General features: G+C 39.0%; 10 protein-coding genes. 5 read left to right on the forward strand and 5 right to left on the reverse strand.

Annotation, left to right across the window (positions count from 1 at the left end; genetic code table 11):
• The first annotated feature begins 4 nt into the window (after positions 1–4).
• Positions 5–1885 carry a phosphoenolpyruvate carboxykinase (GTP) gene (locus ABIL69_00920; protein MEO0122553.1) on the forward strand — a complete coding sequence of 627 codons (1881 nt, stop codon included), beginning with the start codon at positions 5–7 and terminating at the stop codon, positions 1883–1885.
• An 83-nt stretch (positions 1886–1968) separates the two neighbouring features.
• On the opposite strand, the gene purH is transcribed toward ABIL69_00920, so the two are convergent.
• Both purH and ABIL69_00930 read right to left on the reverse strand, forming a co-directional pair.
• Complete coding sequence (gene purH, locus ABIL69_00925) at positions 1969–3411, reverse strand: bifunctional phosphoribosylaminoimidazolecarboxamide formyltransferase/IMP cyclohydrolase (GenBank protein ID MEO0122554.1); 1443 nt, start codon at positions 3409–3411, stop codon at positions 1969–1971.
• Between the two features lies 1 nt (position 3412).
• On the reverse strand, positions 3413–4609 hold the full coding sequence (locus tag ABIL69_00930) for a 2,3-bisphosphoglycerate-independent phosphoglycerate mutase (protein MEO0122555.1): 1197 nt from the start codon (positions 4607–4609) through the stop codon (positions 3413–3415).
• A 106-nt stretch (positions 4610–4715) separates the two neighbouring features.
• Between ABIL69_00930 and ABIL69_00935 the strand changes: the two genes are divergently transcribed.
• Positions 4716–5261, forward strand: coding sequence for an SEC-C metal-binding domain-containing protein (locus tag ABIL69_00935; GenBank protein ID MEO0122556.1), 546 nt, complete (start codon positions 4716–4718; stop codon positions 5259–5261).
• A 506-nt stretch (positions 5262–5767) separates the two neighbouring features.
• A complete protein-coding gene (locus ABIL69_00940; GenBank protein ID MEO0122557.1) occupies positions 5768–7183 on the forward strand; it encodes a T9SS type A sorting domain-containing protein in 1416 nt (471 codons plus the stop codon).
• A 12-nt stretch (positions 7184–7195) separates the two neighbouring features.
• Here the strand turns inward: ABIL69_00940 and ABIL69_00945 are convergent, their stop codons facing one another.
• The 3 genes from ABIL69_00945 to ABIL69_00955 all read right to left on the reverse strand — a co-directional run bounded on the left by ABIL69_00945 (position 7196) and on the right by ABIL69_00955 (position 12496).
• Positions 7196–9115, reverse strand: coding sequence for a CocE/NonD family hydrolase (locus ABIL69_00945; protein ID MEO0122558.1), 1920 nt, complete (start codon positions 9113–9115; stop codon positions 7196–7198).
• 208 nt (positions 9116–9323) lie between these two features.
• A complete protein-coding gene (locus ABIL69_00950; protein MEO0122559.1) occupies positions 9324–11051 on the reverse strand; it encodes a S8 family serine peptidase in 1728 nt (575 codons plus the stop codon).
• Between the two features lie 98 nt (positions 11052–11149).
• The gene (locus ABIL69_00955) at positions 11150–12496 is read right to left on the reverse strand and encodes a YCF48-related protein (GenBank protein ID MEO0122560.1); all 1347 of its coding nucleotides are present in this window, start codon (positions 12494–12496) and stop codon (positions 11150–11152) included.
• A 211-nt stretch (positions 12497–12707) separates the two neighbouring features.
• Here ABIL69_00955 and ABIL69_00960 point away from each other — a divergent pair, with 211 nt between their 5' ends.
• Entirely contained in the window at positions 12708–14945 is a 2238-nt protein-coding gene (locus ABIL69_00960) for a helix-turn-helix domain-containing protein (protein ID MEO0122561.1), read from the forward strand.
• Between the two features lie 46 nt (positions 14946–14991).
• Positions 14992–15861 (forward strand): polyprenyl synthetase family protein, encoded by an 870-nt coding sequence (locus ABIL69_00965; GenBank protein MEO0122562.1) that lies wholly within the window; start codon positions 14992–14994, stop codon positions 15859–15861.
• The last annotated feature ends 44 nt before the right edge of the window (positions 15862–15905 follow it).

The raw sequence follows: 15905 nt of genomic DNA on the forward strand, positions 1-15905 counted from the left end.
AAAAATGGCAAATGACCTGAAATTTTTGGAAGAAAAACTCGGGAAACAGGGTTTTGAGCGGTTAAAAAAGATAAATAATACTGCTTTATATGCGTTTCTTGCAAAATATTTACAGTTATGTAATCCTGATAAGGTATTTGTTTGTACCGACACGCCTGAAGATATAGATTACATCAGACAGACCGCTATAAAGAATGGTGAGGAGAGAAAACTCGCAACCCCAGGTCATACTATTCATTTTGACAATTACGGAGACCAGGGAAGAGACAAAAAGAATACAGGCATTTTATTACCAAAGGGTAAAAAACTTGATGAAGCTATAGAGACTAAAGACCGTGATACCGCCCTTGCAGATATCCATGAAGTATTGAAAGATATAATGAAGGGCAAAGAAGCCTTTGTCTGTTTTTTCTGTCTCGGACCAACAAATTCTGAATTCTCAATCCCTGCGGTCCAGTTGACCGATTCCAGTTATGTTGCACACAGTGAAACGATACTTTACCGCCCTGGTTATCAGGAATTTATCAAGCAGGGGCCAAATTTGCGATTTTTCAAATTTGTCCATTCCCAGGGTGAACTTGATGAAAGGAAGACCTGCAAAAATCTTGATAAAAGAAGAATTTTCATTGACCTTGAAGAAGATATTGTTTATAGCACCAATACCCAGTATGGCGGGAATACGATAGGATTAAAAAAACTTGCAATGCGTCTGGCAATAAATCGTGGTTCAAAAGAAGGGTGGTTGACCGAGCATATGCTCGTTATGCGTGTCAATGGTCCAAATAATAGAAAAACCTATTTCTTAGGTGCCTTCCCATCCCTTTGTGGGAAGACTTCAACCGCGATGCTTGAAGGTGAGAATATTGTCGGCGATGACATTGCATATCTCAGAAAGAAAGATGGCATTGTCAGGGCAGTGAATGTAGAAAAAGGTATGTTTGGTATCATTCAGGGTGTAAATTCAAAGGATGATAAGTATCAGTGGGAGGCACTCCATACCCCCGGCGAAATAATCTTTTCCAATGTTCTGGTTACACCCGAAGGCAAGGTGCACTGGATTGGAAAAGATGGCGAAATTCCTGAGAAAGGTGAGAATCATTCGGGTGAGTGGTTTAAGGGCAAAAAAGACGCCAATGGTAAAGAGATTCCGGTTTCCCATCCCAATGCACGATTTACAATTGACTTACAATTATTCCAGAATCTTGATAAAGAAGCATTACACAATCCAGAAGGTGTAGAGGTCGGTGCAATTGTCTATGGCGGAAGGGATTCTGATACCTGGGTTCCTGTGGAAGAGGCATTTGATTGGACACATGGTATCATTACCAAAGGTGCTTCGCTTGAATCAGAGACAACCGCAGCGACTTTAGGAAAGGAAGGTGTAAGAGAATTCAACCCTATGTCCAACATTGATTTTCTATCAATACCGATTGGCAAATACATTGAAGCAAATTTAAAATTCGCACAAGGGTTGAAAAAAGAACCAAAGATATTCGGAGTAAATTATTTCTTAAAAGACAAAGATGGAAAATTTCTGAATGAGAAAACGGATAAAAGGGTCTGGTATAAATGGATGGAATTAAGGGTCCACAATGATGTGAAGGCGATAAAGACACCCACGGGTTTGATTCCGGAATATGAAGATTTGAAAAAACTTTTTAAACAGGTTCTGAACAAGGATTATACATTTGAAGATTATTCAAAACAATTTACGGTGAGAATCCCTGAGCATCTTGCAAAGATTGACCGTATTGTAGATATCTACAAGACAAAGGTCATTGACCCACCACAGGTTCTATTTGATGTTCTTGAAGAACAGAGAAAGAGATTGCTTGAATATCAGAAGAAATTCGGCGACTACATAAAGCCAGAACAATTAAAATAAATCTTGAGAAAAATCAAAGCCCCCTTCAGAGAAGGGGGCTTTTTCATTTGTAGACTAAACTCTACCTCTACAAATGTTATTTTCTAATGGCGGAAATGGCGATAGCCAGTGAAGACCATTGCAATATCATATTCATTACATGCCTGGATTACCTCTTCATCCCTCTTTGAACCACCGGGTTGAATAACTGCTGTTACTTTTCCTTTTGCTGCTGCATCAATACCATCCCGGAAAGGAAAGAATGCATCTGAGGCAAGGACTGAACCTTCTGCCTGTGGACCTGCATTCTTTACCGCAATCTCAACTGCACTGACACGGGAGGTCTGGCCACCACCAATACCAACAGTTCTACCTTTGTTCGCAAGGACAATGGCATTTGACCTGACCCACTTCACAACCTTCCAGGCAAATTTCAATGCCTCTTCTTCGTATTTGCTCGGTGCCCTTTTTGTAACAACCTTCCACTCGGTAAAGTCTTTGTTATCTGCATCTTGAACGAGTATTCCCCCAAATACCGATTTGAAGGTAATCTTGGGCAGAAGTTCTGGAGAGACCTTTACGAGCCTGAGATTCTTTTTTGTACGGAGAATCTCAAGTGCCTTTGGTTCATAATCAGGGGCAATTATAACTTCATAAAAAATCTTTGCCATTGCCTCAGCGGTTGTGGCATCAATAGTTCTATTAAGTCCAACAATACCCCCGAATGCGGAAACCGAATCAGCCATATATGCTCTTTCATAGGCTTCATTTACTGTATCACCGATTGCAACACCACAGGGCGTTTGATGTTTTATTATTACACAGGCAGTCTCAGAAAAATCCATTGCGGCATTAAACGCTATTTCCGCATCAAGGATATTATTATATGAAAGTTCCTTTCCACCCAATATTTCAAAATGTTTTTTTAGTAATGGATTTAGATAAAATCCCGCATTCTGGTGGGGATTTTCTCCATACCGCATCGGAATAAATAATTCAGCACCTGCTGAAAAATAATTTCTCTTACTGAAGTCCTGATTGAAGTATTCGGCAATTACTGCATCATACCAGGCAATGTAATCAAGCGCCTTCCGTGCGAGATTCAATCTGTATTCTTCATTAAATTGGTTTTCCTTCAATGTTTTTATCAACTCGTCATATTGCGAAGGACAGAATACCACACCTACCTTTTTATAATTTTTGGCACCAGCGCGAATCAGGGTCACACCACCAATGTCAATAAACTCAATCATTTCATCCAGAGTTTTGTTCTCCTGGTTGAAAAATGGATATAGATTACACACAACAATGCTGATTTCTCCAGTTTCAAGAATTTCCTTTGCAATGCGCTGGCTCAATGTCTTAACGCGTTCACTCTCGGTGCCACCGGTATAATCAGATATTTTTATAGCCGGTATCCCATTTTCACTCAATAATTTCTGGGTACCACCCGTGGCAATTATTTCATAACCAAGTTCTTTTAAATTTTTTCCAAGTTCTACTATACCCTGTTTATCTGCTACTGAAATTAATGCTTTTTTGTTCATTTTATGCTCCATATTTTTTTAATTTCAAAGAATGGGCAAGGAGCAATGGCATAACCTCCATCGCCCGCATAACACCAAGACTGCCCTTTACACAATTTCTTTCTGTGAATCTCATATTATCAGGAAAAATGTATGGAGAATATAAAAGTAATGGATTGGGATGCCAGGAATGGGAGTGTAATTTTGTCGGTGTAGAATGGTCAGCGGTAATACATAACACATCAGGTTTTAAATCTACTATTTCGGGTAGGAATTTATCAAATTCTTCTATCGCCTTTATCTTCGCATCCTGATTGCCATCTTCGCCTGCCTTATCTGTTGGTTTGTAATGGAAATAGAAGAAATCAAATTTTGAATAATTTGTCTTTAGTGTTTCTATTTGATTCCTAATTGTATCACCGGTAGTTAGTATCTCCATACTCACAGTCTTTGCCAGACCACGATACATTGGATAATTGGCAATCGCGGCACTATTGATACCGTATTTATCATTCATCGGTGTGAGTGCAGGTAGTCTTGCAAATCCCCTTAATAAAACATAATTAGCCTTTGGCTCGTTTTTTAATATCTCCTGGCATTTTTTAATGAATATATTTATGACTTCAGCACTTCTTTTTGCTTCAGGAATTTTGGGTTCTGCATAGACTGGGGGTAGATTATCTTTTTGCGGGTCTGCATCAGTAAGGGCATCAGAAAGTCCACAATTTTTAAAGACAACAACAAAACGATGCTCTTTTGCCGGCTTGATTAAAACCTTAATTCCATCTATATCCTTTATACTCTCCTGTAGTATATTGCATATCCTTGCACACTCTTCACTTGATATCCTGCCTGCCCTTCTGTCAATAATTATCCCTGATTTATCTATCGTGGCAAAATTCGCCCGAACCGCAAGGTCATCTTTATCAAGTTCAAGCCCGATACCCAATGCCTCAAGCACTCCTCTACCGATTTGATTTCTGATTGGATCATAACCGAATAGAGCAAGATGTGCAGGACCGCTACCAGGGGTAATACCGGGGAAGATGGAAATGGTCAAACCAAGACTGCTCTTGCTGCTTACATTATCAAGATTTGGTGTCTTTGCTTTTTCCAGGGCAGTTTCATCAGGGTCAGGCAAATCACCAAGCCCATCAAGGACTATAAGCAAGATTCTCTTTTCGTTTTTATTGATTAACTCTTTTATGAGTTCTTCCATAGCAAAATATAGTCAGAAAATAACCAATGTCAATATGGGTCGCAGTGGGTCCCTGTTTTGTTCTTTTTATTTATTGACTTTCTCTTAAAAATAAATATAATCAATTATGGCAATTATAGATATTCAAGAAAAAAAGGCTGAAGAAAGAAAGAGGGAAAAAAGGCTTGTGCATTTTACCAATACCACGGTGCGGCAATTTGTTGAAACCACTAAATTTAAAACGAAAAATATAAAGACACTTACCGAATATATCACAAAGAGTCTTCTTGACTATGTTTTTTTTCAACAGCACAAAGAAATTGGAGAATTCAACGAAGAACATCTCCGCCATTTTTTGCTTGAATATGCACCACAAAAACTTGAAATAAATAAAGATACAGGCAAAGAAATTCCTAATATAATAACTAATTTCTTGGAATTTCTTGAAAATGAAGGGCACATAAAGAATAGTGTCCAACTTAAAAAGGTCTTGGACGAAAATACCAAGGATTTTATAAAGTTATTGCCATCCCAGAAACCTTCGGATAAAAAATCCCAGACAAAGACTACAAAGGAATCCGTAGTTTCAGAAGGAGCAAAGGTCGGCAGGAACGACCCCTGCCCCTGTGGCAGTGGAAAAAAATACAAAAAGTGCTGCGGAAAGAATAAATAGCCTTTAATAAATACATTTCAGGAGTGCATTAGCTTGCCAATGCGTTGTTCTTGTCTGGAGTGCATCAGCTTGCTGATGCGTCGTTATCGTGGAATACATTAGATTGATAATGCACATTTCATGTAGCCGCAACCTTCAGGTTGCGCAGGGTTAATATTATCCTCAACGCGACTGAAGTCGCTACTCCAGAGCGTAGGGCAAACACGCTGTAAATTGTTGGGCAAGCTCGACCACTATATTTAAATGCTAATGAAATGTGGATATGACTTAGAATACAACACCTTGACTTTTACAAAAAAATAGTAAAATTTATTAATACAGGGAGGAACTATGTTTAGTAAACTGTTCTGTGCATTGGTCTTGTTCACAAGCAGTATTCAGGCAACAGTTACGCTTGCGCACATTGATATAGCAAAAATTGATGGAGAAAACATCGTATCCGGTCCTCATTATCCATTTCTACCAATGCGTTTCATTCAAGTAGTAGATTCATCAACTGAATATACATGTGGACTCAACAGCAAGAATGCCTGGCAAATAATACCCAGGATGGATATATCCAGTTCGTCTGTAGAAATTTTGCAATCGGTGGCAATCTTGATGTCTGGCAAAGCGACTATTTTTTTATCACAACACTCTCGGACGAAAATGTCTATTCTGGACAATTAGGTTCAGCAAGGTATCCACATTCAATCCCATCCCCTAATGGCATGGGACCTCATATTTCAGCACCAGTTCTGATTACAGGTGCGTGGGGAGCCATGATGGGGCAATATGAAATTGGAGGTTGGTTCTCTTCTTTGTGGAATCAACCGGTTGATTTAGCAGGAAATGTATGGGCACATAAATGTATCGCCAAACAACTCTCCAATGGCAACATACTCTTTATCGGTATTACGAGCAATTATGAAATTTTATATCGGACCTACACCCCGAACCTTGATTCTCTGATTGCCTATGGTGTTGTTTCTCCAGCGACGAGTCATTATTTTGGATATGATATTAATTGCGGGATTGCCTATGTCTTCTGGTATAACGACCAACTGAATGTATATTACAAAACCACGACCGACGGTATAAACTGGAGTCAAACCCAGATCTACAATTTAGTCTGGCCACAGCCATTTACCCAGAATGTTTTTTACTGGGGACAGATGGCAGTTACTGATGCGGGTAATCCAATCCTTGTATTTGATATTATTGACGGTAGTGACTCGGAATATCCTTATATCGGTAAGGTCTACGTTTCAACTGCACCCGGTCAGCCGTGCATTGAGGTTGGTATTACAACTCAGGGCGCGGAAAATTTCTATCCTACAATTGCCACCGGTGGCAATTGTGTCGTTGTTCTTTTCGGCGAGACGAGGAGTGGCAGTGGCCAATATACATTCTGGGATATTTACTATAATTATTCTGCAGATAATGGATTAACCTGGCATACACCAATAAATCTTACCGCAAGTATCACTGACCACAACAATTGTCTCTGGCAGATTGCCAAGAGATTTTCATCATATGCGTTTTTTGTCTTTGGAAGTGCAATATCGGACCCGATGCTTGACTTATACTGGGACATAAATAATGGCGGGGCGCATTATGCCCGCTGGTATGTAGGCCGCTTTCCGGACCCGGGTATTAGTGAAAATAGTAGTACTCATTTTTCTAAATATGAAATTACCATTTCACCAAATCCAGCAAATACAAATATAACAGTCTCGTATTCTTTACCAATTCCAAATGATATTACGCTCAAGGTTTATAGTGCAGATGGCAGGTTGTGTCAAATACTATACAATGGTTATCAAAAAGATGGAAATTACAAAGTTAATCTGTTAACCAGAAATCTTGCCAATGGAACCTATTTCATAGTTCTTGATTCTGCAACCAGAAGACTTCAGAAGTCTATCGTGGTTACACACTAATAGAGCATTGGCTCACTTAATTATTACAATCTTTTTTACCTCCTGAACATCATCAATCTTTGAATGTACGAAATATACACCGCTCGGTAATGCAGGTAAAATCAGATTGTGTTCTCCTGGGGAGTGAGACTTCTTTATATGCCAGACCCTGCTACCTAAAGAATTAAAAACACATATTTCCACATCGCTTGTTTTATTCAGTTTTAGATTAATCTTGGGAATCCTTGTGATTGATTGCGCGGAGATTTCACCACCCCTAACACTCTGTTTCGCCAGTTCTTTAACCGAAACACTTGAAGGTAATACCGGTAATAAAAGGTGTGAAGCAAGCGTTGGTGTTCTATATATCTTTTGCGTAGCAACAAGGAAATTCGGGTCATCCCTTTGAAACGGGGCTCCAGTGTTAGGATTTTTTTCAAACCGAGGATAGTTTGAAGATGAAATGATTATCCTTAACCGATGTCCGGTATTGAACACCTGGGCAGTGCTCCATAAATCAATATTAAATGTATCAGGCACATTGGGAATTAAAGAATCTTCTCTATCAAATCCATGCCGGTGTCGGGCTTTTAAAATATTGTCGGTCACCAAAATTGACCTGCCATCAGGGTAAACATCAGTCACCCTTATCGCCCAATCAGTATCATATCTATCTGAAGCTGCATAGAGAACGAATTTTAATTTACCGATCACTGTTAAAGGTGTTGTCAAAGGCGGCGTTGAGAATATCAAAACATCAGGTCGGTTTTCAATCGGCCTCTGGTCAATCGGACCATATCCGTGAGTGAGACCGATGAATTCTCTTCCGCCATAGGTGGTGCAAGGATTTGCAGGATTGTAGATAAATGTATCTATTGCTGATATGGTTGGTGGTAAGGTGTCAAGCAAGTGATTCTCTCGTAAATAATACTTTTTATAAACAACCTGGGGCAGGGGCCAGGTGTCAGCTTCTACCCAGTGATTCCAGTTTGTGGTATCCTGTGTATCACAATCTCCCATAAGATAGAATTTTACTTTAGGTGCAGGAACCGGGCCACCACCCTGTTGAATCCAGTAATCATACCAGTCCAATAACATCTGAATAAAACTCAGTTCATCCATTTCGGCATTCGGTGGATAGACCAAGTCTCCCTGTTCCCTTGTTCCCCAGGCATCACCATGCCCCCAGGGTCCGATAAACAATTTTTGGTTATGAAATCTTTTCTGCAATTCGCTGAACGCCTCAAGCACACCATCAGTATACATATCATACCAGCCTTCAATATGAAACATTGGATAATTAGCAACATTATATTTTTGAGAAAGGTCAACTATTGACCACCGGCTGCAATATCGCGGATAATTACATACCGAATCAATGAGCCAGGGTGTATCAACACCTTGTAGCCAGGTCTCAACAAGTGCCTTCCTGAATTCGCCACCCGTAAATGCACAATCACGATAAAGATTTGGCGCAGCAACCGCTGGTGCACAGCATACAAGTTTAGGTGGTAATGCACCTGCGGCATAATATTGGGTCATACCATGGGCTGAAGCACCAATCATTCCCACCTTTCCATTGCACCAGTTCCTCGTTCCCACCCACTGGACTGCATCGTAACCATCCTGCAAATCACCCCAACCATCAGTCCAGAAAACCATCGGGTCCCCTTCTGAATCACCATAACCACGCAGGTTTTGAACCACCAGGGCATAACCCATTATATCACAGATAAGGGTGATATAAGTATTATCCCAGCCCCTTCCATAAGGGGTTCTCTGTAAAAGTGCCGGCGCCTTCAATATCGGATTGTTCCAGAAAGGACGATAGATATCAGTCCCTAATTTTACTCCATCCCTCATCGGCATACCGACGCTATCCCTTTGATAGCCAAACGCCGATATGCTAAAAAGCAAAAACACACATAAAAAGATTATGTTTTTATTTTTCATAAAGTCCTCCTTTTCTATTTGTCCATCTTTGTACGGCTTCGCCGCTCCTATCGCCTCTAACATTCCATCTGATTTATCATCACCTAAAAAATAGAAATCAGTTTTTTGGTGAAGAAGTGAGTATGGAAATGTGAAGTAAGAAGATAGTATTTTAATCTCCAGATTCCCACATCCAACCTCCTAACCCACTTCCTCACCTAACTTCACATCATCTCAAAAGAACCGCCTTCTCAATCTGCTTGTAATCTTCGGCCTCTAACCTCACAAAATAAACCCCCGCAGGCAATCTGCGACCAGAATCATCACAACCATCCCAGATGATACTTGATACCTGATTCAGGATACAGGATGCAAGATTGAAAGATTTAACCACCCGCCCCGTAACATCGTAAACCATTAATAGAATTTCGGATTGCGGATTGCGAATTGCGGATTGGGAAAAAGACATTTCGGATTGCGGATTGCGGAATGCGAAATTGTTTGGATTTTGGGATTTGGTGATTGGGATTTGAAATTTAATAACGCAGTGATTCTGGAATGGATTCGGTAATACATTGAGCGAGATTATCATATTTTTCGTCTTGCTTTGTTCATGGATACCGGTCGTTGCCTGTAATGCCTTCCAGACATTCAACCTTCCCCAACCATAATTATTATTCGGATATGGTGCACCAGCAGCGGGTCTATCCGCATTATTGAGCAGAATATTATAAATCTCAGTAACTGAAAGATTTGGATTTTTCTCAAAAAGTATTGCCACTGCACCAGTAGCATGGGCACAGGAGAATGAAGTTCCATGGATTGTTGTGTATTGCTGATTGAGCCAGGCAGTTCTTATGCTGTAACCAGGGGCGCTCAAGTCCGGTTTTGTTAAATTCCAGTCATTCCTATACCAGTATGTAGTATCATTCCAGGGGGTTGTATCAGGTGCCGGACCACGGGAAGAGAACGACACTATTGTATCATTTAGATTTGTGGCACCGATGCCCAGTACCGTTGGATAGTTGCCTGGAGTATTTGTAGTCATTGAACCAGGGCCAGCATTTCCAATTGAAAAGACTGGCAAAATTTCAAGTGATTTCAGGTTATTACAGATATCCCACCAAGTGAGGACAAATTGATTTGAACTCCCCCAGGCATTGTTAATTGCCCTGATATCAAAACCGGAATCCACTTTTAAAGTAGCGAACCACTGTAATGCAACAATTGGGCTAACATTACCTCCGATCATTGCAACACATAATTTTACATCTGGGGCTACACCGATATCATCGGTAAACGGACCCAATCCATCACCACCACATATAATACCAGCACAGGCTGTGCCATGACCATTGTCATCGTATGGATATGGGATACCATGCCAAAAATCCCGCCACTTTATTAACTTACCACCCCTTAGTGCCGGATGGGTCGTATCTATACCAGTATCAAGCATGCCGATTATAATACTATCACCGGTATATCCATAATACCAGCAGGAATCCGCCATTATGCGCTGAATATTCCATTCAGGTGTGCGCGATGCTGTTCCTGATTCTTCTATAATGGGAGTTGGCTTGACCTCAGGGATATGGGAAATCAATCTTACTGACGGATGACGGGCAAGTTCTTTTATAACTCGCACACTCGCCCTTAAATATATCCCATTCACAATCCAGAATTGCAAAACAGAATCTATTTCCCCGGAGAATCTTTGCAAAAATTCTATAATTGGTTTTTGGCTATTTCTGGCGATTGATTTGAATACTTCTGCCTTTTGTTTTATGGTCAGATCTCCAAGTGTATTGTTAGGATAAGGTTGATTGATAATAACTAAAACCTCAATTCTTGTATCGTCGCTAATCTTTATTAGTTGTTCTTGTAGTTGTGGTGAAATGTTTTCCTGTCCTGTTTCCAATCCAAATCCAACGAGTATTAATAAAACTAACCACATAGCAATCCTCCAGCAAAATCATATACCACAATAAATCCTTTGTCAAGATCCCATACTATCATTAACTTCCATTCAGCGCTGTCTGGTATTTCTCAATATTAAAATACTACAAATTTTTTCGTAAAACTTTCTCTTCTATCAGGATAAAATTTAATAAAATAGCATCCTTTCACAAATTTGGGTAATTCTATGACTGAAGAGCAAATATCACTTTTCTCAAAGACTTTTCTACCGAGGGCATCAAAGATTTCAATTTTATTATATCTCTCTCTGTTTCCAAGGTTAAATTGGATTCTTTTGCCTGACGGGAAGATAGTAGGTGAATTCTGATTATTCAATGCAATATCTCGGTTTTCTTCAACCGCTACATTCAATGGGGTGTATCTGAATGCGGATAATCTTGTGCCACCTGCATAACCCCATCTTGAATTGAACATATCCATTCCCAATGGTGAACAACCCCAGGGACTGTTATCAAATATCACAGTATCCACAAACCATTGATTTCCACCATTGGTCGTTTTTAAGAAGATACTAAAATGGCTTCCCTGCCAACCGGCACGATTACCGCCGCCAACGGCAAATCCATTCTGATTATCAACAAATTCAATCGCATATAAGCCATATTTACCAATGGATACCGATGGTCCCATTACTTCAACCCAATTGTTTCCGCCATCGGTTGTTCTGAAGAAAATTCCGGGTGATGCAGAATCCCTTAATCCGCAGACCCAGCCATTGAGGTTATCAATAAAATGGACACCAAAGAATTCATAAGGTGCATTTGAAATCTGGGCAGTCCAGTTCGTCCCGCCATTTGTTGTATGGAGAATCAGGCCATTTATTCCCTGCTGATTTATTGTGTCATAATCACCACCCACAATCCAGCCCTCATTTGGGTTTATAAAATATATGCTTTTCAACGACCCAGACACCGGGGCACCCTGGGTAGTCCAGGAAGAACCACCGTTGGTTGTTTTTCTAATATCGCTGTTTGCACCGGCAATCCACCCGGTGTTCGCGTCAAGGAAGAATACATCATCCCACATCTTACCGATGAATTCAAAAGTCAAACCATAGATATTCGTCCAGGAATTACCACCATCAGTAGTTTTGTAAACAACTGCTGCGGGAAAGAGATTAGCTATTATCCCCATTGCCGTGAGATAACCGGTACTGGTATTGACAAAATCCATTCCGAAGACAAACATACACTGGTTTATAGTCCAGGGACGAATTTCCTGCCAGGTATTACCACCATCTGTCGTTTTATAAATAATTCCCCCCACCTGGTCCCTTACACCGCAAAGAATTCCGATGAGTGAATCAGGTGTTGCAGTATCCAGAAATCCGTTATCCGTCGCCTCATAATGACGTGTTTCCCATCTTGATACCCCCAAAAGAAACCATACAGCAACACAATATACTATAATAACTCTCTTCACAGTTCCTCCTTTCTATACCTAAATTATTTTTCCCACCCTTATATTATTTTAATTATAATGCTATAACTTGTCAATTCTCAATTATTATATAATTAACTGTGTGTCACTTTTTTATCGCTATTGCTGAATAAAGTATTTAAATACCAGTAATTAACGATATCTGTAATTAATATTGACGCAATAAAAAATTTTTGTTATAATATTCCCGCAAATGGCTAACAGAAAGTTAGAATTTAAAAAAACCGTCATTGAGCATTATCTGAAAAATGGTTCTATAAGAAAGACCGCAAAAAATTTTGGAATTCACTATCAAACTCTTTACCGCTGGCTAAAAATTTATAAAAAATTAAAAGACCGATTCTTTATAACGACTTACAAAACGCCGTGGAACAGAACGACTAATGAATTGGAAAAAGATATTATATCTTTAAAAGAACAGAACCCAACTATTACAATAAAAAATGCCCAGGATATCTTGAGAAAGAAAGGGGTTAAAATCTCCCACCATACGATTTGGTCAATATGGAATAGATACGGTTACGCAGGGTCGACAAAACTGGATTTAGGAAGAGAATACGGAGAATCCCGCGGATGGACAAATGAAGCACAAAAAAAATTTGCATTAGCATCGAATTTATTTGACGATGGTAATATTAAAGAAGCAGCAAGGGTATTGAACACCATCCCATTTTTACCTAAAAATGAATTACTGACCAAAATCCCGGACAGATTTTTGAATCTCCACAGGCGCCTTGAAAAAAGTATTTACCTTTTTGGAAAGATTCCTATAGTAGAAAATTTAAAGAAATTAGATAAATACTATCACGAAGCAAAGAAAAGAAGGTTATCATATTTAGCAATACGTGCCGGTCTAGTAGAGATAGCGTTACTCTCCTGGAAAGGCGACCTGTTAACCCAGCAAAAAATTTTAAATGAATTAAAAGCCATTTTTAAGATTAAAAGAAAAAGATTTGCGATTACGGAATTCAATCTTTTCTTCACACTCCTAATCGCCGAAGGTAATTTTTATATAGATCTTTTCAAAATTGATCGGGCATATCATATCGCCAGAAACTGTCATTTAAGCCTTATGCGTCGGAAAAATCCAGACGCCAACTTAATATTACACCTTGCCAGACTCTATGTCCGCCTTGGTGAAATCAAAAAGGCTGAATACTGGTATCAAAAAGCCCTTATGCAGATGTCTGATGATATGAAGAGAGAGTTAAATGCCCAGTTAGCACTGAATATTTATTTTATGAAAGGTGAATATAAAAATGCAATGGAATTGTGTAAAGACATAAATCTGCCCGAATGGATTCGCACCGCTCTCCCTTTAAGGTTTAAAAGTCTTTACTATTTAATCAAAGGAAATCCCAATCTGGCAATAGAAACTGCGACCAAAAGTTTGAATCTGTCAAAAGAACAGGAATTACCCCGCGATATATTTAATGCATATTTGACAATTGCTGCAGCATTTAATACTATGAATGAAAAAAATAAAGCAATTATTATTTTAAGAAATTTAAAAAGATATATCAAAAAATTTAAGTTAAAGGTCCAGGAAAAAATGCTCCAGATAATTCTTGAAGGAGATCGGAATTGGGGCGAAGAGTATAAATTACCAATTTTGCGGATAGGAGTACTTTTAAGAAATAACCGATATCAGCAGGCACTAAATTTGGCGAAAAAAAAGGGATTAATTACAATCTTTTATCGTTATATACTTTTTATTCCTCAATCTGTATTAAGTCTACTGGCTAAAGGCAAAAATACCAGATTACCAAAATCAATCTTAAAACTTCCGATATTCAATCAGAATACAATAACCTTTTATATAAAATTTATTGGAAAGCTAACCATCACAAGAAATCAAAAATTTATTAAAACCAAATTGAAACCAAAGGATGCGGCGCTATTAATCCATCTGAGTCTTAAATTAAATAATCCCGAGAGTTTTATCCATCTTGACGATTTGTGCAAAAATTTCTGGCATAATCAAACTACCGCACACAGGAATTTATCCCATGCATTAAACAGATTAAAAAAGCAATTAAACATTCCTGGTCATTATCTTGAAATGGGCTATGATTCAGGAATTCCCTGCCTAAAAAACAGAAATTTATTCTTCACAACTGATTATCAGGATATATTACGGTCATTATCTCAGGCAAAAGCCCTGGAACGTGCAGGCGAGTGGGAATTTGCTAAAAACGAATACATAAAGGCTTTCTCATTATTCCGGGGTGAACCATTGAAAAAGAACTTTGACCAATGGTCGGTTGATTTAAGATATAAGATTTTATCCCAGCTGGAAGTTGAAGGTGTTAATTTTGCCCGCAATTGCCTCGCCTATGGTAATAAAATTGAGGCGCGTAGAATTCTTAAACGGGTCTTAAAAATTATCCCTGATTCTGCAGAAGCAAAAAAACTATTTGCAACTTTATAACTATTGACAAGTGGCTATTTTTACTTAAAATTATATACTTGCATTTATGAATATTAATGTTAATGATTATCTTGCCGAAAAGAAGAATCTGGTGGATACAGCGCTGAAGAAATATTTCAGTGATAATAATCCATTCTTTGATATTATGTACTATTCTCTTGATCAAGGAAAAAGGATAAGACCTATTCTTGCTATAGCGAGTTATGAATCAAATGGAGGCAGGGATATTGGTGTAATAATGCCCATTGCCTGTGGGCTTGAGTTGATTCACACATATTCGCTGATTCACGATGACCTTCCGGCAATGGATAATGATGATTATCGTCGTGGGAAAGAATCCGCGCATAAAAAATTTGGCGAAGCCCTCGCGGTGCTCTCTGGAGACGGTCTCTTTGCCTATGCCTTTGAGTTATTTACCGAATCCGAAGACTATCTGCCTCAAAGGGTAAGGATAATAAGAGAAATAAGCGAAGCGGTCGGACCAAAGGGTGTTGTTTATGGACAGGTACTTGATATTCAGAATCATAAAGACCTAAATCCAAAAATGCTACGCCAGATTCATTTAAACAAAACTGCCAAGTTTATTGCCCTATCAATCAAGGTTGGTGCGATAATGGCACAGGCACAGGAGAATATAATAAAAATACTGGAAAAGGCAGGTTTATTTCTTGGCATACTATTCCAGTATACTGATGACATACTTGATGTCACAGGCAAAAAAGAGAAATTGGGCAAAACACCACAAAAAGATATCCTGCAGGAAAAACTTACTGCACCAAGAGTTTATGGACTTTCTGGTGCACGATTTCGTGCCCAGCGATACGCAACACTCGCAAAAACTCTTTTCAATCAACTGGGCAGGAATTTTGAAATATTCAGTCAAATCACCGATTTTGTCCTCAATCGCTCATTCTAATATGCGGTATAATAATATAACCATAAAATATAAAATGCAATTCT

Source organism: candidate division WOR-3 bacterium (assembly GCA_039802005.1).
Classification (GTDB): Bacteria; Hydrothermota; Tepidihabitantia; order SM23-42; family JAOAFX01; genus JAOAFX01.

What these genes read in the sequence shown, in the direction of transcription:
- ABIL69_00950 (MEO0122559.1), bottom strand. Translation starts at nt 11,051, where the DNA reads ATGTGGTTAGTTTTATTAATACTCGTTGGATTTGGATTGGAAACAGGA.
- purH (MEO0122554.1), bottom strand. Translation starts at nt 3,411, where the DNA reads ATGAACAAAAAAGCATTAATTTCAGTAGCAGATAAACAGGGTATAGTA.
- ABIL69_00935 (MEO0122556.1), top strand. Translation starts at nt 4,716, where the DNA reads ATGGCAATTATAGATATTCAAGAAAAAAAGGCTGAAGAAAGAAAGAGG.
- ABIL69_00930 (MEO0122555.1), bottom strand. Translation starts at nt 4,609, where the DNA reads ATGGAAGAACTCATAAAAGAGTTAATCAATAAAAACGAAAAGAGAATC.
- ABIL69_00945 (MEO0122558.1), bottom strand. Translation starts at nt 9,115, where the DNA reads ATGAAAAATAAAAACATAATCTTTTTATGTGTGTTTTTGCTTTTTAGC.
- ABIL69_00940 (MEO0122557.1), top strand. Translation starts at nt 5,768, where the DNA reads ATGTGGACTCAACAGCAAGAATGCCTGGCAAATAATACCCAGGATGGA.
- ABIL69_00960 (MEO0122561.1), top strand. Translation starts at nt 12,708, where the DNA reads ATGGCTAACAGAAAGTTAGAATTTAAAAAAACCGTCATTGAGCATTAT.
- ABIL69_00965 (MEO0122562.1), top strand. Translation starts at nt 14,992, where the DNA reads ATGAATATTAATGTTAATGATTATCTTGCCGAAAAGAAGAATCTGGTG.
- ABIL69_00920 (MEO0122553.1), top strand. Translation starts at nt 5, where the DNA reads ATGGCAAATGACCTGAAATTTTTGGAAGAAAAACTCGGGAAACAGGGT.